The 12557-nt window shown below is 64.6% G+C and carries 16 protein-coding genes and 1 pseudogene; 6 read left to right on the forward strand and 11 right to left on the reverse strand.

The window, feature by feature from the left end; all coding sequences use genetic code 11:
* Positions 1-32 precede the first annotated feature (32 nt).
* The 3 genes from AC07XB_RS05455 to AC07XB_RS05465 all read left to right on the forward strand — a co-directional run bounded on the left by AC07XB_RS05455 (position 33) and on the right by AC07XB_RS05465 (position 2136).
* Positions 33-449: a hypothetical protein gene (locus AC07XB_RS05455; protein ID WP_492375257.1), complete on the forward strand. Its 417-nt coding sequence runs from the start codon at positions 33-35 to the stop codon at positions 447-449.
* A gap of 194 nt (positions 450-643) precedes the next feature.
* On the forward strand, positions 644-1615 hold the full coding sequence (locus AC07XB_RS05460; protein ID WP_492826593.1) for a GGDEF domain-containing protein: 972 nt from the start codon (positions 644-646) through the stop codon (positions 1613-1615).
* 101 nt (positions 1616-1716) lie between these two features.
* On the forward strand, positions 1717-2136 hold the full coding sequence (locus AC07XB_RS05465; RefSeq protein WP_492375259.1) for a hypothetical protein: 420 nt from the start codon (positions 1717-1719) through the stop codon (positions 2134-2136).
* A 21-nt stretch (positions 2137-2157) separates the two neighbouring features.
* Here AC07XB_RS05465 and AC07XB_RS05470 read toward each other — a convergent pair whose 3' ends face one another.
* The 8 genes and pseudogenes from AC07XB_RS05470 to AC07XB_RS05505 all read right to left on the reverse strand — a co-directional run bounded on the left by AC07XB_RS05470 (position 2158) and on the right by AC07XB_RS05505 (position 6362).
* Positions 2158-2346, reverse strand: coding sequence for a hypothetical protein (locus AC07XB_RS05470; protein WP_492375260.1), 189 nt, complete (start codon positions 2344-2346; stop codon positions 2158-2160).
* A gap of 214 nt (positions 2347-2560) precedes the next feature.
* Positions 2561-2815, reverse strand: a pseudogene (locus AC07XB_RS05475) (TCP-1/cpn60 chaperonin family protein); the annotation flags it as partial.
* Positions 2816-2856: 41 nt separating this feature from the next.
* A complete protein-coding gene (locus tag AC07XB_RS05480) occupies positions 2857-3144 on the reverse strand; it encodes a co-chaperone GroES (RefSeq protein WP_492375261.1) in 288 nt (95 codons plus the stop codon).
* 112 nt (positions 3145-3256) lie between these two features.
* The gene (locus AC07XB_RS05485; RefSeq protein WP_492826591.1) at positions 3257-3667 is read right to left on the reverse strand and encodes a hypothetical protein; all 411 of its coding nucleotides are present in this window, start codon (positions 3665-3667) and stop codon (positions 3257-3259) included.
* A gap of 239 nt (positions 3668-3906) precedes the next feature.
* Positions 3907-4473 (reverse strand): Hsp20/alpha crystallin family protein, encoded by a 567-nt coding sequence (locus AC07XB_RS05490; RefSeq protein WP_492826589.1) that lies wholly within the window; start codon positions 4471-4473, stop codon positions 3907-3909.
* Positions 4474-4562: 89 nt separating this feature from the next.
* Entirely contained in the window at positions 4563-4970 is a 408-nt protein-coding gene (locus AC07XB_RS05495; protein WP_492807416.1) for an Hsp20/alpha crystallin family protein, read from the reverse strand.
* Positions 4971-4985: 15 nt separating this feature from the next.
* On the reverse strand, positions 4986-5426 hold the full coding sequence (locus AC07XB_RS05500) for an Hsp20/alpha crystallin family protein (RefSeq protein ID WP_492826587.1): 441 nt from the start codon (positions 5424-5426) through the stop codon (positions 4986-4988).
* 486 nt (positions 5427-5912) lie between these two features.
* On the reverse strand, positions 5913-6362 hold the full coding sequence (locus tag AC07XB_RS05505; RefSeq protein ID WP_492375265.1) for a PA2169 family four-helix-bundle protein: 450 nt from the start codon (positions 6360-6362) through the stop codon (positions 5913-5915).
* 349 nt (positions 6363-6711) lie between these two features.
* Between AC07XB_RS05505 and AC07XB_RS05510 the strand changes: the two genes are divergently transcribed.
* Positions 6712-7083, forward strand: a complete 372-nt coding sequence (locus AC07XB_RS05510) for a hypothetical protein (protein ID WP_492375280.1) — start codon at positions 6712-6714, stop codon at positions 7081-7083.
* A 22-nt stretch (positions 7084-7105) separates the two neighbouring features.
* On the opposite strand, the gene AC07XB_RS05515 is transcribed toward AC07XB_RS05510, so the two are convergent.
* Complete coding sequence (locus AC07XB_RS05515) at positions 7106-7915, reverse strand: sulfite exporter TauE/SafE family protein (protein ID WP_492375281.1); 810 nt, start codon at positions 7913-7915, stop codon at positions 7106-7108.
* 123 nt (positions 7916-8038) lie between these two features.
* Here AC07XB_RS05515 and AC07XB_RS05520 point away from each other — a divergent pair, with 123 nt between their 5' ends.
* Both AC07XB_RS05520 and cqsA read left to right on the forward strand, forming a co-directional pair.
* Positions 8039-8890: an AraC family transcriptional regulator gene (locus AC07XB_RS05520; RefSeq protein WP_492375266.1), complete on the forward strand. Its 852-nt coding sequence runs from the start codon at positions 8039-8041 to the stop codon at positions 8888-8890.
* A gap of 218 nt (positions 8891-9108) precedes the next feature.
* A complete protein-coding gene (gene cqsA, locus AC07XB_RS05525) occupies positions 9109-10437 on the forward strand; it encodes an alpha-hydroxyketone-type quorum-sensing autoinducer synthase (protein ID WP_492375267.1) in 1329 nt (442 codons plus the stop codon).
* A gap of 7 nt (positions 10438-10444) precedes the next feature.
* Here the strand turns inward: cqsA and AC07XB_RS05530 are convergent, their stop codons facing one another.
* Positions 10445-11794 carry a sensor histidine kinase gene (locus tag AC07XB_RS05530; RefSeq protein WP_492375268.1) on the reverse strand — a complete coding sequence of 450 codons (1350 nt, stop codon included), beginning with the start codon at positions 11792-11794 and terminating at the stop codon, positions 10445-10447.
* 129 nt (positions 11795-11923) lie between these two features.
* Positions 11924-12520, reverse strand: a complete 597-nt coding sequence (ribA, locus tag AC07XB_RS05535; RefSeq protein WP_043355124.1) for a GTP cyclohydrolase II — start codon at positions 12518-12520, stop codon at positions 11924-11926.
* Between the last annotated feature and the right edge of the window lie 37 nt (positions 12521-12557).

Here is a 12557-nt window from a genome sequence, read left to right on the forward strand (position 1 = left end):
GCCGCCACCGGCGGTGCCAACGGGAGACTGCCATGCGGCACTGGCTTGTCCTGCTTGCGCTTGTCTGCTGCATGGGCGCGGCCCACGCCGGCAAATGCGTAAGCGGCAACAAAACGCTCTACACCGACGCCCCGTGCCCGGCCGGCTGGCAGGGCGCGGCGCTGGGCGGCAATCTCTCTCGTATCAGCCCCGAACCGGCTACCGACGCGGCCAACCAGCAGTTCCTGAAAAAGCGCGAGGCGGAGGAGCGCGAATACCAGGCGCGGCTGGTGCGCGAGCAAAACGAGGCCGCCCGCACCGAGGTCAACCAGTGTTACTGGCTGGCCAACCAGATGCGGCTGCTGGAGTCCGACTACAGTGCGCGCCGCCGGGCTCGCCTGCCAGAGCAGGAGGACTACCGCCGGCGCTACCGCAACCTGCGCGATCAGCAGGCGCGGCTGCGCTGCTGAGGCCATGGACATCGCTCGAATGCCTGTTCGAATGCCTGTTCGAATGCCTGTTCGATTGCCTCTTCGATTGCCTGTTTGAATTCCGCAAGCCACTACAATACGCGCCGGGTATGCCGATATACAGGCGGTGCGCGTGCAATCGCAGCCCGAGAGCGTGATGTCGCACACCATCCCCTGCCAGTCGCCGAACCCCTATGACGCCGCCTTCGATCCCCGCCAACGAACAGCTTCGGCTGGACACGCTGCGTGCCCTGAATATCCTCGATACCTCGGCGGAAGAGCGCTTCGACCGCCTGACCCGGCTGGCGCGGCGCCTGTTTGGCGTACCCATTGCGCTGGTCAGCCTGGTAGACGCCAACCGCCAGTGGTTCAAGTCCTGCATTGGCTTGTCTTCCACCGAGTCCCCTCGCGAGGTCTCGTTCTGCGGGCACGCGATCCTCGATGACGGCATCCTGCTGGTGCCCGACGCGCTGCTCGACGAACGCTTTCACGACAACCCGCTGGTCGTGGACGAGCCCGGCATCCGCTTTTATGCGGGCTGTCCGTTGTCGGTGGCCAACGGCAGCAAGCTGGGTACGCTGTGCCTGATCGACGTGCAGCCGCGCGAGTTCGGCGAGGAAGACCGCGCCTTGTTGCGCGATCTGGCTCGCATGGCCGAGCAGGAGTTGGCCGCGCTGCAACTGGCCACCATGGACGAGCTGACGCTGTTGTCCAATCGCCGCGGCTTCTCGGCGCTGGCGCAACACGCGCTCAATGTGTGCTTGCGGCTGGACAAGCCCGCCACGCTGCTGTTCTTCGACCTGGATGGTTTCAAAGGCATCAACGACCGCTTCGGCCATGCCGAAGGCGACCGCGCCCTGTCAGTCTTTGCCGCGCAGTTGCGCCAGTCGCTGCGTGACTCCGATGTGATCGGCCGCCTGGGCGGCGATGAGTTCGTGGCGCTGCTGACCAGCTCCGACGCCGCGCTGTGCCAAGCCACGCTGGCACGCCTGAAGACGGCCATGGATGCGATCAACGAGCAGGCGGCGCGAGGTTATGACATCGCGTTCAGCGTCGGCTCCGTCCAGTTCGATGCGGCGCGCCACGATGGCACCACCGCGCTGCTGGCCGAGGCCGATGCGGCCATGTATGCCAACAAGGCATCCCGCAAGGCAAGCCAGCGCTAACCCTAGGGGTTGCTGCCAAGCCACGCGCCCACCGCCGGGCGCGCCCTCCTGCCTATACTGACAAGCAGCCCCACTGAGCCAACAAGAAAAGGAGAACGGCTATGTCACACGAGCAATTCCTGGCCAAGCAGGAGGATCGCCGCAGCGGCCTGCGCGCCCTGCGGGCCGCGCTCCTGAAGGTGCACAAGGAAGTGATCGCGCTGAATCGCGTGGAGTACGAACGCCTGCATGGCCCGATCCCGGCCGGGCTGTTCGTGCAGGTTGTGACCGAGGAGACCTATTTCCGCTGGCTGGACCCGCTCTCGCGGCTGATCATCGAGATCGACGAAGAGCTGGACGCGCCCGAGCATCACGATGAAACCTGCAAGGCGGTGGCCGCGGCCACCGAGAAACTGTTTGGACCCGACAGCGCCCCGGCGTTTCGTGACCGCTACCAGCAAGCGCTGCAGGACGAGTCAGGCGTGATCGTGGCGCACGGGCAACTGATGAAAGTCGTCGCGCAGCTGCGGCAACTGGTCTAGCGGGGCGGCCCGGTGCAGGGGCTACTTCGCAGGCCGGGTGACGCGTCCGTGGTCCACCGAAATCGGGTCGCTTGCGGGAAAGGTTTCCCTCAGGGCTTCGTCGAGCTCTTCTTCCGCGTGGTCGGCCTTGCTGGCAGGCGATGGCTTGGTTTTGGATGGTGCGGGCGCCTTGTGAGGCGTCGGCGCTGCAGGTTTGCTCGCATTGGTCATGGTCATGTCCCTGGACGGGTGAGTGTGACTTGATCTTAGAAGGCTTATGGGCGGGATGCCAATCCTGCGCCGATCGCGGGCGCGCAGGCAGTGCCGGGCTCCGGCGCGTCGGCCAGCGCGCACAGGCAGCCGGCGAAGCCGTCCCGCACCCGGGCGTGCCGCCCAGCACAAGGTCGGCAGCGCGCGCGGCTGTCATGGCCGGAGACCGCCACGCGGCCACGTCGGAAGTCTTGGCCGCAACCTGCTTGACCAACTGGGCCCCCAATGTTTTCGAATTTGTCGCGAAGCTCGATTTCCTTGGTGACCGACACGCCATCCTTGGTAATCAACGGGGCCCCGAACGATCGCTCGAGGACCACATTACGCCCCTTGGGACCGAGCGTGACCTTGATCGCGTTGGCCAGCAGGTTGACACCCGCCACGATGTGGCGGCGACGGACTCCTGAAACTGGATCTCCTTGGCTGCCATGATGAGACTCCTCGCGAGACTCTGGCCTTATGTTCCTTCCTCTATCCGACGACGCACAGAATGTCCTCGTCATGCATGACCAGCACGTGCTCGCCTGCAAGCTTGACGGTGCTGTCCGTATACTTGCCAAATAGCACGCGCTCGCCGATCTTCACGCTCGGCGCGCTGACACGGCCATCGCCCAGGCGCTTGCCGGGGCCGATGGCCAGGACTTTGCCCTGGTCCGGCATTTCAGCGGCAGTTTCGGGGATGACAATGCCGCCGGCCGTCTTGTGTTCAGCCTCCAGACGTCTGACGATGACGCGATCGTGTAGTGGACGGATGTTCATCGCCTTGCTCCTCATCCAATCACCGTGATCATGAGCTTGACGGGCCGGCCAGTCCTGACACTGTTCGTGCTTGAGAGCCTTAACGCCGATGCCTGGATTCGCGCCACGAGCGTCACTGGCCCAGAAGCCGAATTCTGGCGCTTCTCTGAATGGGCGGCACGGCACCGAGCTTTTCGGCCAGCATCCGCTCATACACGCCAAAATGCGTATCCACCTCTGTTTGACTGACGACAACAACGTCAATCGTGACCTGCTCGAGCGCCAGGCCGAACATCGTGGCAAGGGCCACCTCCAGGTGGGGCGCCGCCTCTCTGTCCTTTTCGAACGTCGTGCCGATGCTGATCACGTAAGCATCGCCTTGTGCCGTGACTTCCACCAACCGGGCCCGCGCGCTGAGGTTGTTATCGATCGCGATGGTGACCAACTCCGCCACGCGCCGCGTCCGCTCGGTAGGGAAGCCGCGCGTGCACTTGAGCCGCACCCGATGCCTGCCTAGCGTCACCCACTCAGAATCGAATTTCATCGAAGTCTCCTTCTCGGGAAGCGTTTTCCGCGGAAATAGAGGCCAGTCCCGCGATTTCAAGACCTCAGCTTCGCACGTGGATTCGCTGCAGGGTTGCAAGCCGCACCGCACGTTCCGAGCACCGCGTATGCCAGAAAGGAACCGCGGAGGTGCTACCTTGCATGGCCAGCAGGAACATCCCGGCGGAGCGCAGCAGGCTCACGCGAGTCCATGCCCTTGAGGCAGCTCGCATCTCCCGCTCACTTCACCTCGATCTTCCTCACCGCAGACTGCGACGCGCCGGTCTTGGGCAGACGCAGCGTCAATACACCGCGGTCGAAGTTCGCCTCGACGTGATCAAGGTCGACGCCATCTGGCAGCGGAATACTGCGCATGAAGGCGCCATATGCCCGCTCCAGCCGGTAGCAGCCGTTTTCCTCGCTCCGAGTGTCCTGCTTCTTCTCACCCCGCAACACCAGGGCGCCATCTTCGATGGTGGTCTGCAGGTCCTCGCGATCCATGCCGGGCAGCTCCGCCGTAATCCTCAGCGCCGTGCCATCATCGACCACATCGATCCGTGGCTGGAAGCGCGACGAACTGAAGTCACCGAACCATCGATCCAGGCCCCCGAAGCCCGCGAAGGGTTCATGCAGAAGCTCGCCCATCGCACGCCATGGGTCGCTTGAAAACAGCCGCGAAACGTCAGGCCAGTCCGGTGTCCGGTGCCTTGGCGCGGGAACATTTGATGACTCGCCCGTCGGCTGCCTGTCCTCTGTCGATTTGCGTAGGAACTTGAAGGGGTTCCATTTACCCAGATCGGTTTTCATCTTGTCCTCACCGAATGTCCAGCCAATTTCCGCGGGCACTGCGGTGGCGCCCTTGCGGACGCCACCGCTACCCGGCGGGCGACGGCAACTCACGCGACGTTGACGGCAATGCGGCGTGGGCGCGCTTCGTCGCGACGCGGGATCGTCAGCTTGAGCACGCCGTCCTGCAGGTTCGCCTCGATCTTCGACGCGTCAAGGTCCGCACTCAACGAGAAAGCGCGTGCGAAGTGCGGCTGGCGAATTTCCGCGTGTTGCACCCGCAGTCCTTGGGGGGTGGGCACGACCGCTTCCGCCTCGATATGGAGGTTGCCGTCGTGAACATTCACCTCGAGCTTGTCCCTGGTCACACCTGGAAGGTCGGCCCAGAGGGTGACGCCGTTGCTGTCCTCGACGATGTCGACCGCGGGAAGCAGCGTCATCGTCGGCGTCGACCTGTCTTCCTGATCTTTTGTCACCGCATTCTGGTTGCGTTCAACCATTTGGGTAGTTTCGTTCATGGCATTCTCCTCGCGTTATTGGACCGTGATCGCCCGGGGCTTCGAGGCTTCGCGCTTACCGACACTGATAGACAGGCAGCCGTTGGCATAGCGCGCCTGAACTTTGTCCGGGTCGGCGCTCTGCGGCAATTCGACGACGCGCCGGAACGTGCCTGTGAATCGCTCTTGCGCGTACAGCCGGACCTCCGGATCATCCTCCGCTTGCGCCGTTTCGCGCTCGCCGCTGATGGTCAGCAAGCCCTTGTCGATCGACACCTCGAACTTGTCTGGCTTGAGCCCCGGTGCGAACGCGACGATCTCGATGGAATCGTCCGTGGCGCCGATATTGACGGGGGGAAATGCCCCGAAGCGGCCGGAGCGGATGCTGGATGGGAAGCCGCCGAACAAGCTCGCCATCTGCCTTTGTATGCGGTCGAGTTCGCTGAAGACGTCAGTTCCAAAGAAAAGATCGCTCATGGTTGTATCCTCCTTCGACGCAGCAAGGAGGCGAAGGGGCAACGCGCTCCCATCCACCTGCCAAGCCGCTGGCAAACAAACAGAAACACGCAGCGCGCAATGGTCGCGACTGCCTGAGCAAAAATAAAATAGTAATTGGCCACCCAAATTTCAAGGGGAGCAAGCCTGCGCCGTTCGTGAGATTCGTGCCGCCCCGGTCGCGTTTGGTCACACTCGCTTGCATTGCATCCGCGGCTGGTGCTCCCGGTTGCACGCCGCTCAAACAGGCGGGACAGGCTCATCGCTTAATCGATAGGCCGTGGGTATTCAAAGTCAATCGCCCCATGTAGTCCGAAAACCACTCGCCGGAGCATGCCCTCGACGGCAGCGCCGGCTTGCCTCTCGTTGAGCAGAATCGGGCTGGTCATAGGATGCTGGCCGACGAACGTGGGTGCACCGTCGTACATGCCGATCATGACGAGCCTGACGTGCGGGAGGCGGCTGGCCTCAGGCTGCGCGATAGCGGTTGCGCAGGTCGCGGATCAGGTCGTGGTTGCGTAGCACGCCCTGGTACTGGCGTTCCACCAGCGCACGGACTTCGACGCTCAGCTCGGTTTCCTGCAGCGCGTCGGCGTACTTCTTCTTGGCCACGTCCTCGCCCTTCTCGGTTTCTTCCAGAATGGCGAGATCGTTGCGGTCGGCCACCGCCGTGCGCAGACTGACCCAGCCGCGATGCAGCGCGCCGGCCACGCTGCCGTGTTCCTCGGGCTTGCCGCCGAGCGCCGCCACCTGTGCCTGCAATTCCCTCACGCCGGCGGCGATGTCCGTGGCGCGGCTGGCGAAGAGTGACTTGAGCTCAGGATTCTGGGCATCCTCCGCTGCCTTGAGAAAGCCTTGCTCGCCGTCACGCGAAACTTCGATCAGGTCGTTCAGTATGGAGATATTCTTGTCAGCCATGTGAGCTCCTTGCAGCGTGTTGAAAGACAGTGTTCAAGGGTCCAGGGTTTCAGAACCTCAAAGAGAGTGGCGCCGTGAAGACGACAGCCGATGAAGCGGGCCTTGGCGTCGGCGCTGCGATGCGCCCTGCCTTGCCACCCCTCCACATTACGAAAGGGCGGCCCCGCCGGCTGTAGGGAGAAGGCGCGACGGTTTGTCGGTGCCGGCCTACAGCAGCCCCGCGGACATGGGGGCAAGCCGCAGACAGTTGCCGGCACAATTGACATCCCCATGAAAATTCCACGTGCCCTTCCCGGCATTGCCCGGCATTGCCTGGCAAGGACCAGCCTGAGCGCGCCTGTGCATGCCGATGCGCCCTTGGCACGCTATCTGCCTTGGATCAGTCTTTGCTGCTGTTTCCGGCCGACACTCCTCGGTGGGTTCCGTGATGTTCGATGCCGTCCATGTGCCGCAAGGCGATGTCGATGCGCTGCAGGCCGACCCCGCTGCCGTGCTCTTCATCTGCGAGGCCTACAAGCATGACAAGCCGATCGGCGCGGGTGGCACCGGCGCGATGCTGGTTGCCGCCGCCGCGCGCGCAGCCGGGATCGACGGCGGCTTTGCCGGCCCTGGCGTGGTGCTCGCCAAGAAGGATGGGGCCTCCGAGCACGATGCACTGCTGGAAGCCGTGGGCGAGCATCGCTGGTGGGCGCGCACGGACGCTGCGCGGGTCATGGCCTGAGCGGCCGGCGCCAGGCTCGCGCTTACTTGAACATCATGCTGACCATCACCAGGGCCAGCAGCCCGAGATAGACGCGCGCATGCACGCGGTCGGGGATGCGCCCGGCCAGCGGGGCGGCAAGGCGGATGCCGGCAAGGGCGCCGATCGATAGCAAGCCGAATGCGGCGAGGTCGATGTACCCCAGATAACCACTGCCCAGCGCCACCGGCTGGTACCACGCCATGGCCACATAGGCCAGGGTGCCCGGCACGGCAACCGGCAGGCTCAAGGGGTTCGCCATCGCCGTGGCTTGCGCCATGCTCAGGCCGCGGCGGCGCAGCAGGGGCACGGTCATGACGCTGCCCCCCACGCCGAGGAACGTGGCGACTGCGCCGATCGCCAGGCCGCCCGCCACCGTCTGCGCCTGCCCGAGCCGCTGCGGTGAGTCCTGCCCGGCGCGCGCGAGAAATCCGCGCCGTGCCAGGCAATCCAGCAGCGTGACGCCAAGGTAGGCCACAAAGGCAAGGCGAACCACGTCGCTGCTCGCCAGCGTGGCGGCGCCGGCGCCCATGATGGCGCCCAACCCGATGAATCCCCCCAGCGGCCACACATAGGACCACAGGATGTTGCCTGCCAGGCGATGCTTGCGCGTGGCGAGCGAGGCGCTCAGGATCATCACCGCCGTTGAGGTCGCGACGGCAATATGCATGGCGGACTGGCCTGGCCCATGCGCATCGGCGGCGCTCAATGCGCGGTAAAGCAAAGGCACCACCACAAACCCGCCGCCGAAGCCGAACAAAACAGTGGTCAAGCCAGTCAGGCAGCCGAACAGGACAAAAAGGAGATAGAGCATCGCAAAGGCGGAGTGGGTTCCAGGTGCGCCCACGATACGTGCGGTTGGCATGGCCAACTTTCGAAGATTGGACAATAATATTTGTGTTTCGGCCATTCCACCCTTCCGCCGCCATTTCCTTCCATGCGCAACGTCCGCATCGACGACTACGACCACGTGCCCAGGCCCGTGGTTGCGATCGGCACCGACTACCCCGAGGGCTACCTGCTGCCGCGCCATGCCCATCGCCGCGCGCAGCTGCTCTATGGCGCGACGGGTGTGATGCATGTGGCGACGCACGATGGCAACTGGATCGTTCCGCCGCAGCGCGCGGTGTGGATTCCGCCGGGGATGGCGCATGAGGTGACGATGCTGGGCGTCAGCACGCGCAGCCTGTATATCGAGCCCGGCGCCGTGCCGGGGCCGGGCGATACGTGCCAGGTGGTGGGGATATCGGCCTTGATGCGGCAGTTGCTGATTGGTGCGGTGGAGATGCCGGCGCACTACGATCCCGACGGCCGGGACGGCGCGCTGGTCGCCCTGCTGCTGCATGAGATCGCGGGCATGACGGCGCTGCCCTTGCATATTCCGCTGCCGCGCGATGCGCGGCTCGCGCCGCTATGCCACGCCTTTCTCCGGCAGCCCGACACCCATGATTCGCCGCAACGCTGGGCCCTGGTGCTGCACATGAGCAGCCGGACCTTCAGCCGGTTTTTCCGCGAGCAGACCGGCATGGCGTTTTCGGCATGGCGCCAGCGCGCCTGCGTGGTCCTGGCCTTGTCCCGGCTGGCCGCCGGCGACGCCGTCACGCGCATTGCCCTGGATTTCGGCTACGACAGCCCGGCGGCCTTCTCGACCATGTTCCGCCGCGTGCTGGGCCACGCCCCCACAGAATATTTGCGCCAAGGCATGGCCAGCCCGCGCGCCGCCGGCGCGCCGCTGGCCGCCGCATTGCCGCCTGCCGGCTTGCCCGCCGAAGCCTTGGCCCACATCTAGGCGTGGCGTCGCCGCGCCATTTGTCTGCTACGGAACAAGGCGAATTCCCGGACACGCGTCAGAATAGCTTGTCGGCGCAACATCAGACATGCAGCAGGCTGCATTCCGCCCCGGAACCTATATTGCAAACAAAGGACGCGGGATGCACCTGTGTTGCCTCGACCTTTATCGGCCGTTTCGGCCATTTTCTTTAGTCGGAGTACTTCAAGGGGGTTGTAATGAGCAATATGGATTCGGGTTGCCTGCAAGCTAGCCGTACGTCGCATCAGGCCGCCGCCACGGTGGCTGCCTGGCCGGATTTTGTCACCACGCGGGTGGCGGGCCACGAGGTGGAACGCGTACAGAAGCGCTGGGGCGGCAGCCATCTGCTGCACGGCCGGCAACCGGGGCCCGACGCCGTGCATTTCTCCAGCAACGACTATCTTTGCCTGCTCGGCGAAGACAAGCTGGTGCGCGCGCAGACGGCCGCCATGCGCGGGCCGGAGAGCGAGCTGCTGATGTCGGCGGTGTTCCAGTACGGCGACAACCCCACCAGCCGGCTGGAGCGCAAGCTGGCGCAGTTCAGCGGCGCCGAGGACAGCATCCTCTGCCAGTCGGGCTGGGTGGCCAATGTGGGCCTGCTGCAGAGCATCGCCAACGAGCGCACGCCGGTCTACCTGGACATGCTGGCCCATATGTCGCTGTGGGAAGGCGCCCACGCGGCGCGCGCCCGTGCCGTGCCGTTCATGCACAACGATGCGGAGCACGCCGAGCGCCAGATCCGTAAGGAGGGCCCCGGCATCATCGTGGTGGATTCCGTCTACAGCACCAATGGCAGCCTGTGCCCGCTGACCGATTTCGTGGAGGTTGCGGAGCGTACCGGCAGTGTGATTGTAGTTGATGAGTCACATTCTCTTGGTACGCATGGCCCCGGCGGCGCGGGCCTGGTGGCGCAGCTCGGACTGTCGAAGCGGGTCCACTTCCAGACAGCCAGCCTGGCCAAGGCATTTGGCGGCCGCGCGGGGCTGGTGACGTGCCCGTCGTCGTTCAAGGGGTATTTCGCTGCGGAATCGCGCCCGGCTATTTTCAGTTCGGGGCTGCTCAGCCATGAACTGGCCTGGTTCGACGCCGCAGCGGATTTCATCGTCGGGGCGAACGATCGCCGCAGGCAGTTGCACGCGGTGTCGGCTCAGGTACGCGAAGCGCTGTCCGGGCTGGGCTACAACGTCTCGGCAGGATCCGAGCAGATCATCGCGCTGGAGTCTGGCACCGAGGAGCAGACGCTGGTGCTGCGCAATGCCTTGCAGTCACGCGGGATCTTTGGCGCCGTGTTCTGCGCGCCGGCCACCGCGCGGGACCGCGCGCTGATGCGGCTGACCATGCATGCCCACCTCACCGCCGTGGAAATCGAGCGCCTGATCCAGGTCTGCGCGGAAATCCGCGATGAGGTGAACCTGGCCGGCTGGCGTTCCACGCAGCGCAAGCCGCGCACGCTGGTGGCGCGCCCGCCGATGGCCATGCAGGCCACGCTGCAAGCCAGCCTCGAAGCGCTGCACGGCGCGGCCTGATGCAGGCTCAGCTTGCCGCGCCGTCGCCCTCCGGGCGCGGCTTGGCAAGCGGGAACTCGAGGACGAACTCCGTGTACTCGTGTTCGACCGAGCTGCAATGGATGCGCCCGTCCCAGGCCTCGAGCGTCTCACGGCAAAAGGCCAGGCCGATGCCGGTGCCCTCATTGCGCGGGTAGGTGTGGAAACGCTTGAAGATGGACGGCAGCTCGCGCTCCGGCACGCCGGTGCCGGTATCCCGGAAGATCAGCCGGTTGCGCCGGGTGCCGCGCTCCAGCCGCAGCCGGATATCGCCGTGCCCTGCCCGCGCCAGCGCGTGCAGCGCGTTCTTGATCAGGTTGAACAACACCATGACCATCAGCTTCTGGTCCGCGTGAATCAGGAAATTCTCTTCCAGATCCACGCGCACCAGCTCCCGCTGGCTGGCTTCAAAGGGGTAGCGGGAGATCGCTTCCTCCACGGCCTGGCCGAGAAGGAAAACCTCGCTGGGCCCGTGCAGGGACTTGGCGCGCGCATTGACCAGCAGCACGTCGATGCCGTGGTTCATGCGGTCGACCTCCAGCTGGATCCGCGGCAACGCGTCCTTGAGCAGGCCAAAATGGGCCCGCGGCAGGTGCAGTGAGTTTTCCGGCGTCTCGTTTTCCTCATAGAAACGGATCAGCCCCGGCAGGTACCGGCCCATGCCGAGCGCCGTGGAGCCGATGCTGCGGATCGGCGTACGCAGCTCATGGGCCACCGTGCCCAGCGCAATCGCCATGCCGTCCAGCTTTTCCTGGATCAGGATGCGCTGGTCAATCTTCAGCACAGCGATGGTACAGATGGTGAAACCGATGATCGGCAGCTCCACCGGCCAGTTCACCGCCAGCATCGCGGCGGGTGGCGGCGTCACGTAGTTGTAGACCAGCCACGCCAGGGCGGTGCCCACCACCAGGGAGGTGGCGCCACCCAGCCAGCCGCTGAAGTTGAAGAGGATGATGACGGCGATCACGAGCGACTGGGACCACACCAGGTTGCCGTGATTCATCAAATACATGTAGACGAAGAAAAACGACAGGCTGTACGTCAGGGTCGCCAAAAAATGTGCAGGAAGCCATTTTTTGTCACGCAGGTCGCGCGAGACGATCAGCGGCAGGCACATGACCATGGCCACCAGCCGCAGGGCCAGGCTCTCGTAAGGCTGGGGAAACCAGAATTTCCAGATCAGGTAGAACGCCGGGTAGCCCGTAAAGGCGAGCCACCCCAGCAGGCGGATGCGCTTGACCTGGGCGGGCTGGCGGATATCGAGATGGACTTCCCTGGCAAGCACCCGGCGCAGGCGCATCGCGCTTTCACCGCAACTGCGTTGAATCTGGGCAAGCATGTTGAGAACCGGCTGAGGGCTGATGGTGGCAACGATGCGAAAGTGTAGCCGGATACACCGGTTCTTTTCTCGGTTTTGTGCGCTTTTCGTAGCTTGGGCCGGAATCCGCCGTTGGCTTGCCGCCCGGCGTCAATCCAGCAGGTGCCCCATGCGCTCGCGCTTGGTCTCCAGGTATTTTTCGTTCTCGGCGTTGGACGGCACGATATGACGCATCTGCTCGACCACCTTGATGCCTGCGGCTTCCAGCGCCTGCTTCTTCTTGGGATTGTTGCTCATCAGCCGGATCGACTTGACGCCCCATTGATGCAGCAGGTCGGCGGCAAAGGCGTAGTTGCGGCTATCGATTTCCTGGCCCAGCGCCAGGTTGGCGTCGACCGTGTCGAGCCCGCCGTCCTGCAGCGCATAGGCGCGGATCTTGTGGCCCAGGCCGATCCCGCGCCCTTCCTGGCCGCGCAGGTACAACAGGATGCCGCGGCCTTCCTCGGCGATCTTCTTCATGGCCAGGTCGAGCTGCTCGCCGCAGTCGCAACGGCACGAGCCAAACACGTCGCCGGTCAGGCATTCGGAATGCAGGCGGGTCAGCACTGCCTCGCCAGTGATGTCGCCAACGCTCAGCGCAAGGTGTTCGATGCCCGAAACGGCACCCTTGAAGGCGTGGGCGGTAAATTCGCCAAATCGGGTCGGCAAGCGGGCCGAGCCGATCAGCTGGATCTCTGTGTCGTTCATGTCAGTCGGAGTGTTGCGCCGGCCTTGGCGGCGCGGC

The sequence above is a fragment of the Cupriavidus sp. GW821-FHT02F09 genome, assembly GCF_059421605.1.

What these genes read in the sequence shown, in the direction of transcription:
- AC07XB_RS05455 (WP_492375257.1), top strand. Translation starts at nt 33, where the DNA reads ATGCGGCACTGGCTTGTCCTGCTTGCGCTTGTCTGCTGCATGGGCGCG.
- AC07XB_RS05460 (WP_492826593.1), top strand. Translation starts at nt 644, where the DNA reads ATGACGCCGCCTTCGATCCCCGCCAACGAACAGCTTCGGCTGGACACG.
- AC07XB_RS05465 (WP_492375259.1), top strand. Translation starts at nt 1,717, where the DNA reads ATGTCACACGAGCAATTCCTGGCCAAGCAGGAGGATCGCCGCAGCGGC.
- AC07XB_RS05470 (WP_492375260.1), bottom strand. Translation starts at nt 2,346, where the DNA reads ATGACCAATGCGAGCAAACCTGCAGCGCCGACGCCTCACAAGGCGCCC.
- AC07XB_RS05480 (WP_492375261.1), bottom strand. Translation starts at nt 3,144, where the DNA reads ATGAACATCCGTCCACTACACGATCGCGTCATCGTCAGACGTCTGGAG.
- AC07XB_RS05485 (WP_492826591.1), bottom strand. Translation starts at nt 3,667, where the DNA reads ATGAAATTCGATTCTGAGTGGGTGACGCTAGGCAGGCATCGGGTGCGG.
- AC07XB_RS05490 (WP_492826589.1), bottom strand. Translation starts at nt 4,473, where the DNA reads ATGAAAACCGATCTGGGTAAATGGAACCCCTTCAAGTTCCTACGCAAA.
- AC07XB_RS05495 (WP_492807416.1), bottom strand. Translation starts at nt 4,970, where the DNA reads ATGAACGAAACTACCCAAATGGTTGAACGCAACCAGAATGCGGTGACA.
- AC07XB_RS05500 (WP_492826587.1), bottom strand. Translation starts at nt 5,426, where the DNA reads ATGAGCGATCTTTTCTTTGGAACTGACGTCTTCAGCGAACTCGACCGC.
- AC07XB_RS05505 (WP_492375265.1), bottom strand. Translation starts at nt 6,362, where the DNA reads ATGGCTGACAAGAATATCTCCATACTGAACGACCTGATCGAAGTTTCG.
- AC07XB_RS05510 (WP_492375280.1), top strand. Translation starts at nt 6,712, where the DNA reads ATGCGCCCTTGGCACGCTATCTGCCTTGGATCAGTCTTTGCTGCTGTT.
- AC07XB_RS05515 (WP_492375281.1), bottom strand. Translation starts at nt 7,915, where the DNA reads ATGCTCTATCTCCTTTTTGTCCTGTTCGGCTGCCTGACTGGCTTGACC.
- AC07XB_RS05520 (WP_492375266.1), top strand. Translation starts at nt 8,039, where the DNA reads ATGCGCAACGTCCGCATCGACGACTACGACCACGTGCCCAGGCCCGTG.
- cqsA (WP_492375267.1), top strand. Translation starts at nt 9,109, where the DNA reads ATGAGCAATATGGATTCGGGTTGCCTGCAAGCTAGCCGTACGTCGCAT.
- AC07XB_RS05530 (WP_492375268.1), bottom strand. Translation starts at nt 11,794, where the DNA reads ATGCTTGCCCAGATTCAACGCAGTTGCGGTGAAAGCGCGATGCGCCTG.
- ribA (WP_043355124.1), bottom strand. Translation starts at nt 12,520, where the DNA reads ATGAACGACACAGAGATCCAGCTGATCGGCTCGGCCCGCTTGCCGACC.